General features: G+C 41.0%; 16 protein-coding genes. 7 read left to right on the top strand and 9 right to left on the bottom strand.

The features are described 5' to 3' along the window. Positions 1-541 precede the first annotated feature (541 nt). Positions 542-1486, top strand: coding sequence for a 3-carboxyethylcatechol 2,3-dioxygenase (locus MKI85_RS03385; RefSeq protein ID WP_241624984.1), 945 nt, complete (start codon positions 542-544; stop codon positions 1484-1486). A gap of 235 nt (positions 1487-1721) precedes the next feature. Further along, entirely contained in the window at positions 1722-2942 is a 1221-nt protein-coding gene (locus tag MKI85_RS03380; protein ID WP_241624982.1) for an MFS transporter, read from the top strand. Between the two features lie 76 nt (positions 2943-3018). Here MKI85_RS03380 and MKI85_RS03375 read toward each other — a convergent pair whose 3' ends face one another. From MKI85_RS03375 to MKI85_RS03365, 3 genes are all read right to left on the bottom strand, one after another. After that, positions 3019-4002: an ion transporter gene (locus tag MKI85_RS03375; protein ID WP_241624981.1), complete on the bottom strand. Its 984-nt coding sequence runs from the start codon at positions 4000-4002 to the stop codon at positions 3019-3021. Between the two features lie 103 nt (positions 4003-4105). Beyond that, complete coding sequence (locus tag MKI85_RS03370) at positions 4106-5821, bottom strand: AAA family ATPase (RefSeq protein WP_241624980.1); 1716 nt, start codon at positions 5819-5821, stop codon at positions 4106-4108. A gap of 229 nt (positions 5822-6050) precedes the next feature. Next, positions 6051-8051: a hypothetical protein gene (locus MKI85_RS03365; protein ID WP_241624979.1), complete on the bottom strand. Its 2001-nt coding sequence runs from the start codon at positions 8049-8051 to the stop codon at positions 6051-6053. A 275-nt stretch (positions 8052-8326) separates the two neighbouring features. Between MKI85_RS03365 and mdh the strand changes: the two genes are divergently transcribed. After that, complete coding sequence (gene mdh / locus MKI85_RS03360) at positions 8327-9538, top strand: iron-dependent methanol dehydrogenase (RefSeq protein WP_241624977.1); 1212 nt, start codon at positions 8327-8329, stop codon at positions 9536-9538. Positions 9539-9755: 217 nt separating this feature from the next. Beyond that, a complete protein-coding gene (locus MKI85_RS03355; RefSeq protein WP_241624975.1) occupies positions 9756-10724 on the top strand; it encodes an alpha/beta hydrolase in 969 nt (322 codons plus the stop codon). Here the strand turns inward: MKI85_RS03355 and MKI85_RS03350 are convergent, their stop codons facing one another. Continuing rightward, positions 10725-11915, bottom strand: coding sequence for a transcriptional regulator (locus MKI85_RS03350; protein WP_241624973.1), 1191 nt, complete (start codon positions 11913-11915; stop codon positions 10725-10727). Positions 11916-12110: 195 nt separating this feature from the next. On the opposite strand from MKI85_RS03350, the gene exaC reads away from it, so the two are divergent. Further along, complete coding sequence (exaC, locus tag MKI85_RS03345; protein WP_241624971.1) at positions 12111-13622, top strand: acetaldehyde dehydrogenase ExaC; 1512 nt, start codon at positions 12111-12113, stop codon at positions 13620-13622. 112 nt (positions 13623-13734) lie between these two features. Here exaC and MKI85_RS03340 read toward each other — a convergent pair whose 3' ends face one another. The 4 genes from MKI85_RS03340 to MKI85_RS03325 form a co-directional block, all read right to left on the bottom strand. After that, positions 13735-14685, bottom strand: coding sequence for a DMT family transporter (locus MKI85_RS03340; RefSeq protein ID WP_241624969.1), 951 nt, complete (start codon positions 14683-14685; stop codon positions 13735-13737). Beyond that, positions 14682-15260, bottom strand: coding sequence for a TetR/AcrR family transcriptional regulator (locus tag MKI85_RS03335; RefSeq protein WP_241624967.1), 579 nt, complete (start codon positions 15258-15260; stop codon positions 14682-14684). The genes MKI85_RS03340 and MKI85_RS03335 overlap by 4 nt, the downstream gene beginning before the upstream one ends. Positions 15261-15443: 183 nt before the next feature. After that, a complete protein-coding gene (locus MKI85_RS03330) occupies positions 15444-16037 on the bottom strand; it encodes a 2-hydroxychromene-2-carboxylate isomerase (protein ID WP_241624966.1) in 594 nt (197 codons plus the stop codon). Positions 16038-16075: 38 nt separating this feature from the next. Beyond that, positions 16076-16828, bottom strand: a complete 753-nt coding sequence (locus tag MKI85_RS03325; protein WP_241624963.1) for an SDR family oxidoreductase — start codon at positions 16826-16828, stop codon at positions 16076-16078. A gap of 89 nt (positions 16829-16917) precedes the next feature. Here MKI85_RS03325 and MKI85_RS03320 point away from each other — a divergent pair, with 89 nt between their 5' ends. Further along, positions 16918-17484, top strand: coding sequence for a TetR/AcrR family transcriptional regulator (locus MKI85_RS03320; RefSeq protein WP_241624961.1), 567 nt, complete (start codon positions 16918-16920; stop codon positions 17482-17484). Positions 17485-17552: 68 nt separating this feature from the next. Continuing rightward, positions 17553-18266 (top strand): glutamine amidotransferase, encoded by a 714-nt coding sequence (locus MKI85_RS03315; RefSeq protein WP_241624958.1) that lies wholly within the window; start codon positions 17553-17555, stop codon positions 18264-18266. Between the two features lie 104 nt (positions 18267-18370). Here MKI85_RS03315 and MKI85_RS03310 read toward each other — a convergent pair whose 3' ends face one another. Further along, the gene (locus tag MKI85_RS03310; protein ID WP_241624956.1) at positions 18371-18955 is read right to left on the bottom strand and encodes a YceI family protein; all 585 of its coding nucleotides are present in this window, start codon (positions 18953-18955) and stop codon (positions 18371-18373) included. Positions 18956-19258: the final 303 nt, after the last annotated feature.

Genomic DNA, 19258 nt, shown 5'->3' with positions numbered 1-19258 from the left:
CTGATTATTGTTTTAAATACTGATTGAGTTGAAAAACATTCATCTGAGTAAGGAGCAAGGATGCTGAACATTAGTAGCTTTTTAGGATCAATTACTAAGAATTTATATAAAGTTAGAAGAATTATGGACTATTTTCACTACATGTTTATGATTCGATCCAAAGGTGGTCAAAACACATCACTTGATCGAAACAGAAACAACACTGATAGAATTAGTGAAATATAAAAACAAGTATGTGAAGAATTCATTCAGAGAATTTAGCAGCTTTATCCAAATATAAATTTAGCCAACAACCGTTTCACACTTTGGTCGAATTTGCGTTGCTAGATTATGACTACATCACTAGCGATTTCGTAAAAAAATAATTTTTTAGCCATAAACCCACTCTAAACCATTAATTTTATTTCACTAAAACCTGTACAAAATCCCAATTCAAATTAATGTCAATCTTTCAGCTATTATTCCATCGCAGATAAATATTGTATTCCTAGAATGACTTCATTTTATGCTCAGACCATCAAACTGGACTTTGAGTGTAAACATGCCCGTTAAATTAATTTGTGTTTCACACACCCCACTCTTGAATTTTGCCTCCCCACCACCAGAAATTGAAGCTTCTGCCCGCGCAGCTTTTGCTAACCTTGCAGAACAAGTCAAAGCATATAACCCGACTCTGATTATCTCCTTTGGTCCTGACCACTTTAATGGTTTTTTTTATGACCTGATGCCGAGCTTTTGTGTGGGTCTCCGCGCAACCGCCGCAGGTGACTGGAACTATGGACCTGCACCGCTTAACGTGCCTGAAGATAAAGCACTGGGACTCATTGAGTATTGCTTAAAGCATGATATCGATCTTTCTTACTCGTATCGTATGCAAGCCGACCATGGGATTACCCAACCGCTCGATTTATTCTGCGAGGGGCAGTTAGACCGTTATCCTGTAATCCCAATTTTCATCAATAGCGCTGCAAACCCAATGCCTCACCCCAAACGAGTAATTCAGATGGGTAGAGTCATTGGTGAATATCTCAAAACTTTGGACGAACGTATTCTGATTATTGGTTCTGGGGGATTATCACATGATCCTCCAACTCCGCAAATTCAAACAGCGCCAACCGAAGTGCAAGAATTCTTGATTGCAGGACGTAATCCTACAGTTGATGTGCGAAATAGCCGTCAGTCTAAAGTGATTGAGGTTGGTCAACGACTTGCCAATGGTGATATGAGTGCGGCATTACCCTTAAACCCTGAATGGGACAAAGACTTACTCCAGCGCTTTAAACATGCAGATTTTGATTATTTAGCCGCAATGAGCAGTGAAGAAATTCGTCGTGATGGAGGACGTGGCGGTCAGGAAATTCGTTCATGGATGGCGGCTTTTGCTTCACTTTCTACTTTTGGCGAATATGATGCAGAAATTCAATATTACGAACCGATTCAAGAATGGATTGCTGGTATGGGCATGATGACTGCATCTCCTCTTTAACAGTCTCCTCTACTGTGGAGTTGGTGCAGAATCTCACTAACTTCACATTCTTATTTTGGTCAAATAATTCACCTTGATGATGAAGTATTCTTGTTAGTCATAAATTATGTGATTATTCCGATATTAATTTACAAAAAAATCCAATCCATAGTCTTTTACTCTGCTTATTTTTTAAATCTTTCACTTATAATATCAAGCTCTCCCACACCTACTCGCATTTATTAAAATGACATCTATGAATTCCAATGATTCTATCGATGCTAAGCCCGCTTATTCCTTATTTTGGGTGATTTTAGCCCTTGCTGTTGGAGGCTTTTGTATTGGTACGACTGAATTTGTCGCCATGGGCCTGATTCAGGAAATTTCTCATAATCTACATGTCAGTATTCCTGTGGCTGGGCATTTCATTAGTGCCTACGCATTAGGTGTCACCATAGGTGCGCCGATTATTGCCATCCTTGCAGCAAAGACACCCCGTAAAATCCTGCTGATTGGGCTAATGCTTTTTTATGGCTTAGCGAATGGTATGACTGCGCTGGCCAATAACTATGAAAGCATGTTGATTTCGCGTTTTATAGCCGGATTGCCTCATGGTGCATATTTTGGTATTGCAGCTTTGGTAGTTGCAGAATTTGCAGGCAAGCAAAAACGGGCTTCAGCGGTTGCAAAACTGATGATGGGCTTAAATGTCGCGACTGTAATTGGAGTCCCTTTTGCAACATGGCTGGGGCAAAATTATGGTTGGCGAGCAGGCTTTGAGTTTTCTGCATCTATCGCCTTTTTAACTGTTATCGCAATTTGCTTTTTCGTTCCGCCAATGCAGCAAAAACCTACTGCCAGTATTCAAAATGAATTACGAGGTCTAAAAAACACCCAAATGTGGCTGACCCTGGCGGTTGGTGCGATTGGTTTTGGTGGGCTGTTCTCAGTCTATAGTTACGTTTCCCCTATTCTAACCGAATACACCCATGCCAGTATTCAAATCGTGCCTTTTGCGCTTGCCAGTATTGGTCTTGGGCTGGTCGTTGGCGGCTTAGTTGCGGGTCATTTTGCCGATAAAAATCTCAATAAAGCGATTGTTTGGGTATTACTTTCCAATGCCTGTTCCTACATGATTTGTGCATTATTTATTGGCAATTTATATACGGCTTTTGCGGCATTATTCTTAGTCAGTTTTAGTATTGCAGGTTTAGGACCATTACTACAAACGCGACTTATGGATGTTGCAGGCGATGCTCAAAGTTTAGCAGCCTCACTCAATCACTCAGCCTTTAATATTGCCAATGCCTTTGGTGCTTTTCTGGGTGGCTGGCTCATCAGTCATGGCATGGGCTGGTTAGCGCCAATTTGGGTAGGTGTAATCTTAAGTCTCGGTGGTTTAGTCATTCTTTTAGTCGCTTTTCAGAATGAAAAGAATCAGCAATTGGATACTCCAACCTATCAGGAAACAAGTTAAGTATTTTTATCCATTTCGTATAAAAGCCCTAAAAGTTCGAGACTTTTAGGGCTTTTGCTTAATGTTTTTTTAATCTTTATTCAGGTAACTTTTTACCACAATGTGGACAATAGGCATATTGATCTCGTTCCTGCTTCAAAGATTCTTCTTTTTGCTCTCGAATCAATTGCAGAATAATATCTTGGGTTTGTTCACTAGTCAGCCCAACTTCTTTTCGAATTTCCTCGATCTTCTCTTTTTCTAGAATAAAGTCGATTTCGCTATTTTGAATCAATTCACGAAATCTGAGTTCAAGCTCTTGCTTACGTAATTCAAGCTCATTCGCCAAACCATTTGCCAAAATACCCGCGGGTAATGCTGCTAAACCGACCCCCAAAATGGTAATCAACGCACCAAGGAAACGCCCCAACGGCGTTACAGGCGTGACATCACCATAACCCACCGTGGTCAGCGTCACTACCGCCCACCACATGGACGCAGGAATTGAACTAAACACCTCAGGTTGTACCCGACTTTCAATCAAATACACCCCAGCAGCGGCCAAAATAATCATAATGACCAAAATAAAAATAACAGCTTGGAATGAACCTTTTTCACGCTCAATCACGCGTAATAGAATTTGTAGTGAAACAAAATATCGCGTGAGTTTTAATAATCGGAGTAATCGAAGAATTCTAAGGAAACGCAGGTCGAAATGCACAAAGAAATTCAAATAAGCAGGTAAGATCGCAAGCAAATCAATAATTGCTCCGCCACTGGTGACCCATTTCATGCGGTTTTTCCATGGCGACTCGAAACTATTCGCCTCAGCAATCGACCAAAACCTCAGAATATATTCGAGTGAGAAAACAACGATAGAAAACAATTCAAAATAGTAAAAATAATGATGATACAGCTCATAGTATTTCTGAATAGACTCAATTAACACTGCCGCAGCATTCGTCATAATTAATGCAATAAGAAAAATATTCAGTCCACGACTAAAACGTGTCTCATAATCATCATTGTGCAAAATATTGTAGACAAATTTTCGAAGCATGTACCAAGCTGTAAATTTCATTACTTTTCTAATTTATTCTTATCCGATGAATCGCAGTGTAGCGTAAGTTTTATTGAAAGTAAGCAATAATTGCACTTGCCTACTCTTTTCTTTTATAACAGTTTTATTCGATATAAAGCAAAGCTAAACGCACTTGATCATAGCCCATTCTTGGATTGGTTGCCTCGACAATTGGACGTAACTTTATAGAACCATCATCTGCGAAATGATCAGCACTCTGGCGCTTCTGTAAACGTTTATAAATTTTGCGGACTTCTTCGACCACCTCCTCTCCAGGATGCGCGATCGAAATATCCAAACCTTGCTCTTTATGCAAACGCCCTAAATGATTAATAATGGTTGCAGGCGTCAAGCCACGCTCCTGCGCAATATCTTCAATCTCATAGCCTGATTCAAATAACTCACGCGTTTCATCTAATGTCGCTGAAGCGTAGTTTTGCTTGCCCGCATTACGTGCAATTTTCTTTTCATTGCGTTCAATTTCAACGTCATTTAACGTTCCGCCACAATGACGAATAAAGGCTTTGTGTTGAACCGTTAAATCCTGATCTTCAAAATTGGTCTCGGCTTCTTGCGATAACTCTTGGAAGCGTCGATCTGCCTTAATGGCTAAACTATCCAGCTCCAAAGCTTGCATGTTAAAACCTAACAGCTTTAAGCCCTGTAACGATTTTAACCGTGACAAGGCAACATAACCTTGCCCTTTTTCAAAGGTATGGCTTAAGTTAATTTCAGCCGCAGCCAAAGTCATGCCTTGTGATTTATGAATGGTGATTGCCCACGCCAGACGTAAAGGAATCTGCTGCAAACTGGCAATACTTTTACCTGCCTCATTATCAACCGACCAAGTTTCTGGCTCCACCAACAACACCGAACCATCGGTCAGTTTTACTTTTGGCAAAATGCCGTGATCATCATCTTCTTCAAAACCAATGACTTCACCCAAGCTGCCATTGATATAGCCCATATCAAAGTTATTTTTGACAAACATGACTTTGGCATTTTTCTTGAGGGTTAAAGCCTCAGGCGCACGTACCGAAGATTTCAAGGTTTCAATTAATTTTTCATTGCCATCACAAACTGCCATAAATTCATGACCTTGCTGCTCAATGGCATTTAAATGTTGATAGTTAATCGAATCGACGTCCATATTATGTGTATATAAACGGGTGAAAGTCTCACCAATATCTTGTGTACGGGTCTGTTCTAAGGCCTGTAAATGTTGCTGGGTAATGCTCTGGCTACGAATCGCATTTAAAATATCATTCAGGTAATCATTGCCCTGACGATGCTGCTCGGTGAGATAGCAAACACGGAACTTGGCTTCGACCCATGCCTCAGACATAAAGCAGAATTTATCCCGATTCAGTTCTTCTTTTTTCCCGACTGGCGGTAACTGAAAGAAGTCTCCTGCCACGATCACCTGAATACCACCAAATGCATCATCACTTTCTTTAAAGTATTTCAGCACCTGATTGACCAGATTCAACTGTTTGGCATGTAACATCGAAATTTCATCAATGATCAATACCTGCGCATTTTCCAAATGCTCTTTCAGGTATTTACGCTCTTTCATGCGTTTCAGATCATCATCGCTGAGGCTATCTTTAATGCCAATGCCCGCCCAAGTATGGATGGTCATCCCATTCATATGGGTTGCAGCAATTCCTGTGGAAGCGGTAATTGCCACAGGAACTTTACGGGCTTTCAAGTAATTGATGTATTGATTTAACGTATAGGTTTTCCCTGCACCAGCCGAACCTGTTAGGAATACATTTTCGCCCGCTTTGAGTAGCTTGAGTGCAGTTTCTTGTTTCATAAGACCGATAACCATTAAATAACGGCTATAGCCTAACGATTTTTGCCTTAAAAGTTAAGCTTAGACAAAAACTGTTATCGGTTTAATTCAACCCAACTTAAATATAAATCTATATATATCAACACTCTATTTCAGTTGAATCTTAAGAATTTAAAACTCAAAAAAAATAATAGCGCTCCAAATTTTATCAGCTGAATAGGTCAAGTAAAAAAGCGTAGTCTGTTTTCAATTATGGTGAATACTTTCCATTAAACCATTGAATAAATTGCTCGGCTATCGTGACCAGTAGCTGTTCAGCTTTTTGATTATTCGGATATTCCAGTTGGTCAAACAAAAGCTTGCCCGCCTGAATATGACATCCTAAAGTCAGTGACTGGGTAAAATGAGGAGATGACATATGAAACGCGACATATTCACCTTGCATAATTCGCTCTGCATAACTGACCGCAAGGCAATGATGGAAAATATTCGATTCTTCTATGATACGTTCGATATGGTGCAACTCTTCAAACGTCCAGCCCGAATATTGCAAAATAGTCTCTGGTGAAACGGCATTCCAAGTATTGACTGTAAAATTCTGTTTCAGCCGTGCCAGAATTTCATCTTTATGTAACTGACGATGCCATTCAACCGCATGATGAAATAAGCCCAGCCATGTGATATTTTTGGCAATATCACGATTTTCATTAAAACAATAAATTAAGTAGTCGCGCACATAAGCATCAAATACCGACACCCTTAAATTCTGATATCGCAGATAAAACATGGCACGAAATTCATTCACAGGCACATGATGACGGCGTAAGGTTCGATAAAAGCCTCGATTTTGATGCGTACTCGGATGGACATAACTTAAGAGCTCTTGCGGCAAGTCTTGCACAATATGATGCAAATGCAGCATATATGCCTGCATCACCCGACTGATCTTTTTATACACCTGCTTTACTGTTGCTTCGTTCTTACTGGATACGTTACGCAGTAAATTCATCCATTCATCCAAATATAAAATGGAAGGACTGATTGCAATCCGTTGATCTTCCGCAGTCTGCTGTTGACCTTTGAGTACGACAGTTTGATTATTTTGATGTTCAAACCATTGTTCTGCTGTAGCATGGATATCACAGCTCTGAATAAACATGCGCGCACAGGTATGCTGAAAATACTGCAAGGTCAGTAAAATGAGACTGGGGTGAATTTGACTGGTATCAACAAAACTTAGTGCAGTCACCGCCACACGCACATGGCTATGTTGAATATGGCTACTCAACCAATCCAGCACCATCGCATCCTGTTTAAATAGCCAATTTACCGTTCTGGAATAATCAAATATCGGCAGTCGGGCAACTTTTTTTTGCCAGATTTGACTGTGCGCTTGTAAAAAGTTTTGCTTAGCCAATAAATCATCTTTATGCCACAGCTCGCGGTTCATCAACCTGACAAAGGATAAGACATGGCTCTGCTGTATGGCATAGGGCTGTAACAAAGCAAAATCTGTTTGATGATCCAACAGTTCATCTAAATTAAACTTTTGCTCAAAGGTTAAGGTCGCGATGCGATATAAAGCGGTCGGTAAAAATTGCGCTGCGCTATGGCAAAGCTCGTCATAGCTATCCATCAGCCCTTGTAAGGGTAAAAAGTCTTCTCCATTCACAATATGTAAGGCACAGAGCTGACTAAAATGTTGCTTTAATGCGGGATCTAAGACTCCCCCCGTTTGTTTCGCCTCTACAAAACGAGCATATTTCTGCATACCGAGTGCAATTAAACGTCGATCTAATAATTCTGCTTGCGCCAAAGTCATTTGATTTAAAAAATCCAACACACGGGCTGGTCCTGCAACCCATTGATAAACTTGCTTGGCAATAATTTCACGTAATTGTTGAGCTTTATTTTTTAAAAATAGTGAGTGCTGTTCATTCAAATGATCAGTCAGAAAGCCAACATCATGTAAAAAGAAATCTTCTAGTAACTCGGCATGTTGCCCTTGATAGCTAAAATCATGCTGTAAAACGGGTGTATTGTTGTTTTCAACCAAATGAAAGCTGAGATAAAACATCTCATTCATAATAAAAATCGTATGTTTTTCTTGGTCGATGCGAAACATATTTTGCGCATTTAGATTCCCCAAAATCTGCCATTGTTGCTGTTGCATCTGTGTCAGATCGGAAGAAAAACTCAACATCAGTTGAGCAATTTGACGATGTTGCGGTATTAAACGTTCTTGTTCCATACGCGCCCTCATTCTACTTTTGTATAATGCTACTCATTATTTTAATCAAATTTTTAAAAAAATCACCTTTTAAGGTTTGCTCTATTTTATTTTTATTTTTCTGATAGATACAAAAAATTGTAACCGCTGTAATGCAATCAAAAGTCTTAAAAAAAATATGGATTCGATTCTATGGTAGGTATTTGGTAGGTAGGCTTAAATTTATCTTCATTGAATACTTCAATTACGGTGAACATCACCGCAAACAACATAACAATGGTAGAAGGAATCGCACCATGGCTTTTAAAAATATTGCGGATCAAACAAACGGTTTTTATATTCCATGTGTTTCACTTTTTGGACCAGGCTGTGCCAAAGAAATTGGAACCAAAGCTCAAAATTTAGGTGCTAAAAAAGCGCTGATTGTGACCGATGCAGGTTTATTTAAATTTGGCGTAGCAGACACGATTGCAAGTTATCTTAAAGATGCAGGTGTTGATAGCCACATCTTCCCAGGTGCAGAACCAAACCCAACAGATATTAACGTACATAATGGCGTACAAGCTTACAACGATGAAGGCTGTGATTTTATTGTATCGCTCGGTGGCGGTTCATCTCATGACTGTGCCAAAGGGATTGGTCTAGTCACTGCAGGCGGTGGTCATATTCGTGATTACGAAGGTATCGACAAAAGCACTGTACCAATGACACCACTGATTGCAGTCAACACCACTGCGGGTACTGCCTCTGAAATGACACGCTTCTGTATTATTACCAATACAGACACGCATGTAAAAATGGCTATTGTAGACTGGCGTTGTACTCCTCTTATTGCAATTGACGATCCTAAACTGATGATTGCTAAGCCTGCGAGCTTAACTGCTGCAACAGGTATGGATGCATTAACGCATGCGGTTGAAGCTTATGTGTCTACAGCAGCGAATCCAATCACAGATGCGTGTGCTGAAAAAGCGATTTCGATGATTAGCCAATGGTTAAGCCCTGCGGTAGCAAACGGTGAGAACCTAGAAGCGCGTGATGCTATGAGCTACGCACAGTACCTGGCTGGTATGGCATTCAACAATGCATCTTTAGGTTATGTACATGCAATGGCACATCAACTTGGCGGTTTCTACAACCTCCCACATGGTGTATGTAATGCCGTATTGCTGCCACACGTGTGTGAATTCAACTTAATTGCATGCCCAGACCGCTATGCTCGCATTGCAGAATTAATGGGTGTGAACACCAACGGTTTAACCGTCACTGAAGCTGCATATGCTGCCATTGATGCGATTCGCGAATTATCATCTTCAATTGGTATTCCATCTAGCCTCGCAGAATTGGGTGTGAAGGAACAAGACCTTGGTATTATGTCCGAGAATGCACAAAAAGATGCCTGCATGTTAACCAACCCACGTAAAGCGACGCACGCTCAAGTGGTCGACATTTTCAAAGCAGCGTTAAAAAGCGGTGCCTCAGTTGTAGATTTTAAAGCAGCGGTGTAAGTCTCTCCAATCTCTTACTTTTTGCTTTTGGCAACCCAGTTCTGGCTGAATCAGGCATGGAGTGCAGTCACTGTTGACTAACCAGTGATTGCACACTAGATTCTCTACAGAAGAAGGCACTGGGTTGCATTTTTTTCGCCTGATTTTTAATTCAATTTGACAAATGCAACAACATCATCAAGGATTAAACCGATAATAAATCTTGATGAGTATAACAATGACATCTCTTAAAATTCCAAGCACCTATCAAGCCGATGTATTGGGTCCAGATTATCAGCAACTTGTACTCGAATTTCCTGACGACTATGAAGGTAAGGTCATTGCCACTTTAGTCCGTAAAAAAGCGGCTCAAACGAGCACCAAAGCTGTTTTATATATCCATGGTTTTATTGATTATTTCTTTCAAACTGAAATGGCAGATCAGTTCAATCAGCATGGTTTCGACTTTTATGCACTGGATTTACGCAAATACGGACGTTCCCGACTAGGTCATCAGCAACTGTATAACGTACGTGACTTACGCGAATATGATGCAGAGATTAGTAAAGCATTAGAGGTCATTCAAGCGGAAGGACATGAAGCTGTATTGCTGAGTGGTCATTCAACGGGTGGACTGATTTGCACCCTATACGCTGCGCATTACCCGCAGCATCCCCTCATTAAGGGGTTATGGCTGAATAGTCCTTTTTACGATTTCAACATGAGTGAATTTGAGAAAAATAAAGCGCTACCACAACTGAGTAAGCTCGGACGACTGTTGCCCAATCTTCCAATTCCGAGTGGTCTCAACCCATGGTATGTGCCGAGTATTCACTGTCACTACTCTGGCGAATGGAATTTCAATCTTGAATGGAAATTGCCTAAATACTCGATGGTAAAACTAAGTTTTATACGGGCAATTCATGAAGCACAAAAAGAAATTCACGCAGGTGTAACAGTTACTGTGCCTACGCTGGTCATGCATTCACATCAAACGACTAACCCGAAAAAATGGGGCGTTGAGGCACAGACCAGTGATGTCATTTTAAACGTGGACGATATTCAAAAAAATGCTGAAAAAATCTTAGGTGATGTCCGTATTCGAAGTTTTGAAAATGGTTTACATGATCTGGTCTTATCCAACAAAAAAACTCGCGAACAGGTCTACCACGCCCTATTTGCTTGGATTAAGGAAAAAGGGATCTAATCAAAGATCCTCTCTATCCTTCAGTTTCAGTAGCGTTTGATGTACAGGATGTGATTTCGGCATCAGTTCAATCAAACGCTCAACAGCATCTATAGCTTCAGGGAAATGCGCCACGTGCTTGAGCAATACATCGGTTTCATTGGCTTTAAAAATCGCATCACTCAGGCGAGATTCCAAGCAGTCTCGCCATGCACACAAGAACGGACTTTCGCTCTTGGCAAGGAACACGCCTGTATATAATTTCAACGCAGTTGCCAGATAACCTGCATCCAATGCCTGTTCAGCTTGCAAGAAATCGGCATCTACATTCACCAATAAACGATATGGTCGTGAACCCAGCATGCCGCCTAGAATATCGCGCAACTGAGACATTTCAGCTTTTAGAGTGCCAATGCTGACTTTACGCTCACCATATAAGGCTTGATGCAAGGTATCCAAGGTCAGACCTTGCGGGCAGAGTGCCAATATCGCCAAAATTTCGATTTGTCGTGGTGTGAGCACCAAAACTTTGCCATTAAACAAAATTTGGGGGATCGCGAAAGCTCGAATAAACAATTGCTGTTTCTGATGCTCTGATAAAGCAGTTTGAATAATGGAAGAACAGCGCTCAGCAGCCAATAAACCCAAACTGTTGTGATTTTTCCACGTAGTAGAGAGATCAATCACCCCTAAGACTTGTTTTGAATATGGGTCAATAATCGGAGCCGCATAGCAGACCCAATCCTGAATCGAGGTCATGTAGTGCTCATTGGAGAACACACAACTAGATTGCTGGGTCTTTAAGGACAATGCCAGCGCATTAGTACCGACCAATTCTTCACGCCATTGCCCACCTTCCACAAAATGCACACTTTCCGCTGCACTTTGCATTTGATGACTAGATGCCGACCAGACAATGGTACTACCGATATCACCAACGGCAACCACCATAGACGATTGCTGGGCAATGTGTTTAAGATCTTCCGTGCAGAGCTGTAAGGCATGCTCTAATGCACTGTTTTGACCACGGCGATGCTGATGATTGATGGGTGCTGCCATACGGTCTTTAGGAATGGCTGCCGAAGCTGAACGTTGCCATGAGCTTGCAATACTTTGCCCGAGTTGTTCTGCATGTAAAGGCGAAAGACTACTACTTTGGCGGAACTGATCAATCCTTTGTCTTTTTTCTAATAATGCCTGCTTATTCATCATTGCTTTCTCTCAAAACTAATGATCTGACGTCCTGTACTTAACTGTTTTTGTAAGCATTTGTCGTCCTGTTGTAAACCTTCTACATTCCAACCTTTCTCCAACCTTATGCTAGCTATGCTAAACAAATAATGTACTCATGTACCTTATACCAAAGCTGTAGATGCTTAGATAAACAACAAGCAAAGGAAATTATATATGCGTTACGTCGATCCTAATCAACCTGGTTCTAAGGTTCAATTTAAAGCTCAATACGAAAACTTTATCGGTGGCCAATGGGTAGCACCTGTTAAAGGAGAATACTTCGAAAACCTATCGCCTGTCGATGGCAAAGTATTCACTAAAGTTCCTCGCTCAACGGTTGAAGATATCGAACTTGCGCTTGATGCAGCGCACAAAGCTAAAGCTCAATGGAACAAATCCTCTCCTACTACGCGTTCAAACCTATTACTTAAAATTGCAGATCGTTTAGAACAAAATCTTGAATTACTCGCAGTTGCAGAAACTTGGGACAACGGTAAACCTGTCCGTGAAACACTTGCAGCGGATATTCCTCTTGCAATTGATCATTTCCGTTATTTCGCGGGCTGTATCCGCGCTCAAGAAGGTGGTATTTCTGAGATTGACGAAGATACCATTGCTTACCATTTCCATGAGCCACTGGGTGTTGTGGGTCAAATTATCCCATGGAACTTCCCAATTTTGATGGCGGCATGGAAACTTGCTCCAGCATTAGCTGCGGGTAACTGTATCGTGCTTAAACCAGCAGAACAAACGCCTGTCGGTATTTTATTGGTTGCTGAATTAATTCAAGACCTGTTACCTGAAGGTGTTTTGAACATTGTGAACGGTTTTGGTGCTGAAGTGGGTCGTCCACTTGCAACTAGCCCACGTATTGCGAAAATTGCATTTACGGGTTCTACGCAAGTAGGTCAGTTGATTATGCAATATGCTACTGAAAACATTATTCCTGTAACGCTAGAACTTGGTGGTAAGTCTCCAAACATTTTCTTCGAAGATGTTATGGATCAAGATGATGGCTACTTAGACAAAGCACTCGAAGGTTTTGCGATGTTCGCCTTAAACCAAGGGGAAGTATGTACTTGCCCATCGCGCGCCCTGATTCAAGAAAGCATTGCAGATCAATTCCTAGAAAAAGCGATTGAGCGTGTAAAACGCATTAAAACTGGTCACCCATTAGATACTGACACCATGGTGGGCGCACAGGCGTCTCAAGAGCAACAAGATAAAATCTTGGGCTGTATTGCCACAGGTCGTGGAGAAGGTGCTGAAGTGCTTATGGGCGGTGGTGCTCGTCAAGAAGTAGGTAGCGGTTTCTATATTGAACCAACTGTATTCAAAGGCAACAACAGCATGAAGATTTTCCAAGAAGAAATTTTTGGACCAGTATTGTCTGTAACCACGTTCAAAGACTTTGATGAAGCCATTAAAATTGCCAATGACACGATTTATGGTTTAGGTGCTGGTGTTTGGTCACGTTCGGCGCATACTTCATACCGTGCTGGTCGCGCAATTGAAGCTGGTCGTGTATGGACTAACTGTTACCACATCTATCCTGCGCATGCTGCGTTCGGTGGCTATAAGAAATCAGGTATCGGACGTGAAAACCACAAAATGATGCTTGATCATTATCAACAAACTAAAAACTTGTTAGTGAGCTACTCCAACAAAGCTTTAGGATTCTTCTAATTCCCTCTCTTGAAACTTGTTTCCTTTGCAAGAAAACTGAAAACAGCGAACCTCGGTTCGCTGTTTTCCTTTTCATCTATTTATTTAGACGATGTATTTTGCAATCTACGTTTTAAGTTTCAGTGCTTGGAAGCATTACAGGTTTCATCTCTGTTTGCTCTTCAACTTTAAACAGAATCACCAAACACACAAAAATAAGCCCCATACCCAGCCAACCTAATCCATCCAATTGCTCTCCAACAATCAGCATGGCAAATACAGCAGCCATAAACGGCTCAAACAAGGTTAAAGTCACTGCACGACTCGCAGGTACAGTTTTAAGTCCATAACCAAACAATAAATAGCCCAAAAACATGGGAATGAGCATCATATAACCCACCACATAAACATGGATGGTTTCATCAAAAAGATTGCTACCCGTATACAAGGCAGTCGGTAACAATAACATTGCCCCAAATCCAAAAATAAGACCAATCGAGGCTTTGGCATCTACACCGCGATCAATCATCTTTTTTGCAGCCCATGAATACAGCGAATAAGTCAGCCCTGCAACCAAGCCCAGAATGACACCTAAAACTTTATGATCGGCAGATTGTTGTTGTAACTGACTAGTAGCATGTGTCTCTCCAAGCGAGAGTAATAGCACGCCTAAAACGCCAAAGAAACAACTTAAAAACCAACGCTTAGATAATGTTTTATGATCAAAAATACGCTCCAGTAATGCTGTAAATAGCGGTGCTGTACCAATAGAAACGACCGTACCAATGGTAATGCCTGCCAAATGCATGGAGCTATAAAAAGCTAAAGGATAAATGGCTACAGAAAGTGCACCAAGTAACAAGATACCTTTGTTGCTTGGAATATCTTGAAGATGCTTCGCAATTTTCTTTCTGGCTATGAGTGCTTGTAACAGTCCGCCACCACCCATTGCCAACGCCCCAATTGCCAATGGACTCAAATTGGGAGCAAAAGATGCAGCCGTACCTGTAGTTCCCCAGAGTACCGAGGCAACCAGTACCGCGATGAAGCCATAATGTGCACTTAAATCAAATTTCTGGCTCACGCGTTTAACTCCTGCTGCAAAAGGCGCTCGATCATTTGTTTCGCAGCATGTACCTTCGTGCCATTACCTTCCAGACCCGCGCGAGCAATCGAGCCCTCTAATACGAAGGAAATGAATAATGCCAATTCTTGTGCTTTATCTTGATCCTGAAACATTGCATTCAAATGCCCCGCCAAAATCTGCTCAACTTCCTCTTTATGTTTCTTTACTGCTAATCGCTCAGGACTTGCCGCTGGAAACTCTGCTGCTGCATTCAATAAACCACAGCCTCTAAACCCTTTTTCGTAGGCATATTCAGCATGGTCTTGATAAGCATCAAAGACAGCCATAATCCGCTCAAATGCTGTATGTGCATGGACTAAACGCTTGGCATACAAATCTAGCCATTCCTGATGTCTTGCTTGAATATAAGTTGCTATCAAATCAGATTTGGTCGGGAAATTATTGTAGAGCGACATTTTAGCCACACCCGCCCGATCGGTAATTGCATTGATTCCTGTATTGGCAATTCCATCGTTATAAAACAAGGTTGCTGCTGCATCTAAAATTTTTTCCTTTGCGGACTTATTACTCATGTCAATCGCCAAAATAGGTATACCGATCTACCTAATTTATAAAAATGAGCATGAAATTGCAATCTAGAATTTATGTACTAGAAAGGCATTAGCATTTTAATAGGTTAGATATGAAGGAAAAAGCTAAGAAAAAATCTCCTGCACTGTCATACAAGAGATTGTTTTTTAAACGACGAATATCATTCAAGCTGAAGTTAAGGCATGCTCTAAAAAGTGCAGATGATCAATCCCCCAGTAAATTTCATTTTGATTAAACCATGTAGGTGCCCCAAATACCCCACGCTGCACTGCTTCTTCAGTGATAGATTTTAATTGCTGCTTCACCTGCTCATCATCCAGCCATGTTTGCACCTGCTGCACGTCCAGACCTAAATCAAGCATTAGCTGTTTAAATTCTTGCGGATCATTAAGGTTTCGTGGCTCGCCAAACATGGCATGAAATACACCAGTCAATACAGTCAAAAATTGATCAGGTTGATATAACTGCACTGCCGTCACTAACCGCATTAGTTGTAAGGTGTTGATTGGGAAATAAGGATTCATTTGCATTGGAATCTGCCACAACTTCGACCAACGCTTTAAATCATTCATTGCATATTGTGCCTTGGCAGGGACCGTCATTGGACTGCTATTTCCTGTCGCTTTAAATACACCACCCAAAAGCATTGGTTTCCAGATAATTTTGGCATGCTTTTCAGCTGCTATTTTCTGAATTCGATGAAAACCCATATAACTATATGGGCTACCTAAATCAAAATAAAATTCAATGCTTTGCATTTAAAAAACTCCCTATTTATCATTTTAAAATCCTGATATTACCAACGTTCAATCCATGGTCTTAAATCTAACTCATGCGTCCACGCATCACGTGGCTGATGCGCCAAATGCCAATAATTTTCCGCAATGTGGGCTGGATTTAAGATTCCATCCTGTACTTTGAGTGCATAGATTTCGGGGAACGTTGTTTCAATAAAATCGGTATCAATTGCCCCATCCACAACCACATGTGCAACATGAATATTCTTTGGTCCCAACTCTCTAGCCATACTTTGTGCCAATGCGCGTAAAGCATGTTTCGCCCCTGCAAAAGCAGCAAAATTGGCAGCTCCGCGAACGCCTGCCGTAGCCCCTGTAAAAATAATGCTTCCCCGTTCGCGCTGTGCCATACGCTTGGCAACTTCACGCCCTACCAGAAAAGCACTAAAGCATGCCATTTCCCAAATTTTAAAATATTTACGTGCAGTTTCTTCTAAAATGCTACACGGCACATTCGCCCCTATATTAAAGACCATGACTTCAATTGGTCCTATGCTACTTTCAATCTGCTCAATTAATTCAATGACTTGATCTTCTTTACGGGCATCTGAAGCAAAACCATAAGCTTGCCCACCCATTTGCTCAATTTCGTTAATTAAAGGCTGCAACTTTTCGGCATTGCGTCGAGTCATACAGGCAATATAACCACCATGAGCAAAGCGTTTGGCAATTTCACCACCCGTTGCATCTCCTGCACCAATGATTAAAGCGACGCCTTTATTTGTGCTTCCCTGTGCATTTACTTGATTCATTGTAGTTCTCTTTTACATAACGATCGTTACTATAACGAATACTATGTTATAGTTTTCTAATCGTCAAACCTCATTAATGAGTCTACGTGATGCGATATAAGCCAGGCTACAAACAAGAAAAGCGTAAAGAACTGCTTCAGATCAGTGGTCAACTGGCCAAACAGCAAGGCTTTGCAGCCACTGGCGTTGATGGCTTTATGAAAGCTGCTGGCGTGACCAGTGGTGCCTTTTACTCACACTTTTCTTCTAAGCATGAGCTGTTGAAGGCGCTGGTAGAAACAGAAATGCAACAGAGTCTGGCGATGTGGCAAGAAAATCCACATGATGATCCTTCCGACTGGATTGAATTTGAGCTGAATCGTTATTTAAATATGTCTCACGTTCAACATGCTGACCGAGGCTGTGTATTACCAGCACTTGCCAATGAAGTTGCGCGCTCGGAACTCGATGTCAAACAGCTTTATCAGCAAGAGTTATTACGGGGTCATGCACTTTTTACTCAGCATTTAGGCTGTGAAATCAAAGCTTGGGGCGTGCTTTGCCAATTAGTGGGTGCAATCACCCTTGCACGTGGTATGGCAGATGAAAACCTACAAAAACAGATCATTGAATCAAGCAAAGCTTATTTAAAAGCCAGTTTCTTGACACAAGTTTAATTATTTCCGAATTTTGGGCGATTTGGTATATATTCAAAACCCACTCGTATTCACATAATTCAAAGTCTATGAAAAGCACTGCTCCCGATTTTCCCGAAACCATTTATGCCATTCAGCATCTTGCTTTTGAAGACTTAGGTGCATTAGAAGATACTTTTTATCAGCTTGGCTTTCGTGTGCGTTATGTCGAAGCAGGTGTCGATGACCTGAGTAAAGCCCTAGAGCATGAAGGACTCACTGTAATTTTAGGTGGTCCAATTGGGGTCTATGAAACTGAAGACTACCCATTCCTTACTCAAGAAATCGAACTACTCCAGCTGCGTCTCGCACGTAATTTACCGACGCTCGGAATCTGTTTAGGTGCACAGCTAATTGCGCATGCATTAGGCGCTAAAGTTTATGCAGGTGCACAAAAAGAAATTGGCTGGAGTAGTTTGGAGATTAAACCTGTCGCTCAAAACCCACTTGCTTCACTTCAGGATACTCCTGTTTTGCACTGGCATGGTGATACCTTCGATTTACCTGAACAAGCCGAACTTTTGGCAAGCTCTAACCTTTATCCAAATCAGGCGTTTAAAGTGGGCAATAACATTTTGGCATTACAATTCCATCTTGAGGTTGCCGCAGATGCAATGGAAAAATGGCTGATAGGTCATACCAGTGAATTACGCCATGCGAACATCAATATCCCAAGCTTACGCGCAGATAACCAACGTTTTGCACCGATGCTAGAACAGCACTCCCCACAAGTCCTACAATTTTTCATGCAACATATTGAATAAGATTAGTGGATCTCATAAATCCTGCATATCTTCAAAAATGAACAGACCTAAAAAAAGGCACTCATATGAGTGCCTTTTGCTTTCCCGAAGAAATCGTGGGGAGATTATTTCTTCGCAGGAACTGATGCTTCAGTCGTAATGTTAACTGTAATTTTATCACCTACATTCGGTACATACCCGCCTACACCAAATGCCGAACGGTCAAACGAAGTAGTCGCATTGAAGCCAATTGACTGGAGTTTCGTCATTGGATGCTCACCTTGCTTGTTCATTACTGCGTCAAGCACAATAGGTTTAGTCACATCTTTAACGGTTAAGTTACCCGTAATTTTATATTTGTCGTTACCTAAAGCTTCAACTTTAGTACTTTTGAAGGTGATGTTTGGATAATTTACTGCATCAAAGAATTCAGCTTTTTTCAAATGCTCATCTAATGCTTTGACATTGGTGTTTAGGCTTGCCAATGGAATCATCACATTCACAGAAGAGTTAGCAGGCTTATCATTGTCTACGTTGATTGTACCTTGAATATCGCTAAAGTTTGCAGATGGCGTTGAAAAGCCAAAATGACTCCAAGAGAATACCGTTGCCGTGTGTGTTGGATCAATTTGATATGCAACAGGTTTCGCCATAGAAAAAGTTGCAACTGAAGCAACTGCCAAACCCAAAGTCAATGTTTTTAAGTTCATGTGATTGTATCTCGTTTCAGAATGATTATTAGTGTATACCTTTCAAATTATAATTCACTGTTATGCATAAGACGATATGTTTCAAATTTAGAACAGTTTAAAGAATTAATATTATTATGGATTTTAGTAGAACGATTGCGACCTATTGCACATAAAATTAACATTTTGTATACCAACTTAGCATCTCTCAAATTGAACCTGATCTATTTACTTTTAGGAATATAAAATCCTCAGACTTTTAGCTGTTCGATCTAGCTCAGGTTGAGTTTTATCTGTGTTTATTATTGCGATATAAGTACCTGA

Origin of the sequence: Acinetobacter zhairuonensis (assembly GCF_022601715.1) — a bacterium.
Lineage (GTDB): Bacteria > Pseudomonadota > Gammaproteobacteria > Pseudomonadales > Moraxellaceae > Acinetobacter.
The sequence above is the reverse complement of the archived record's forward strand: the minus strand, read 5'-3'. Positions and strand labels throughout refer to the sequence as shown.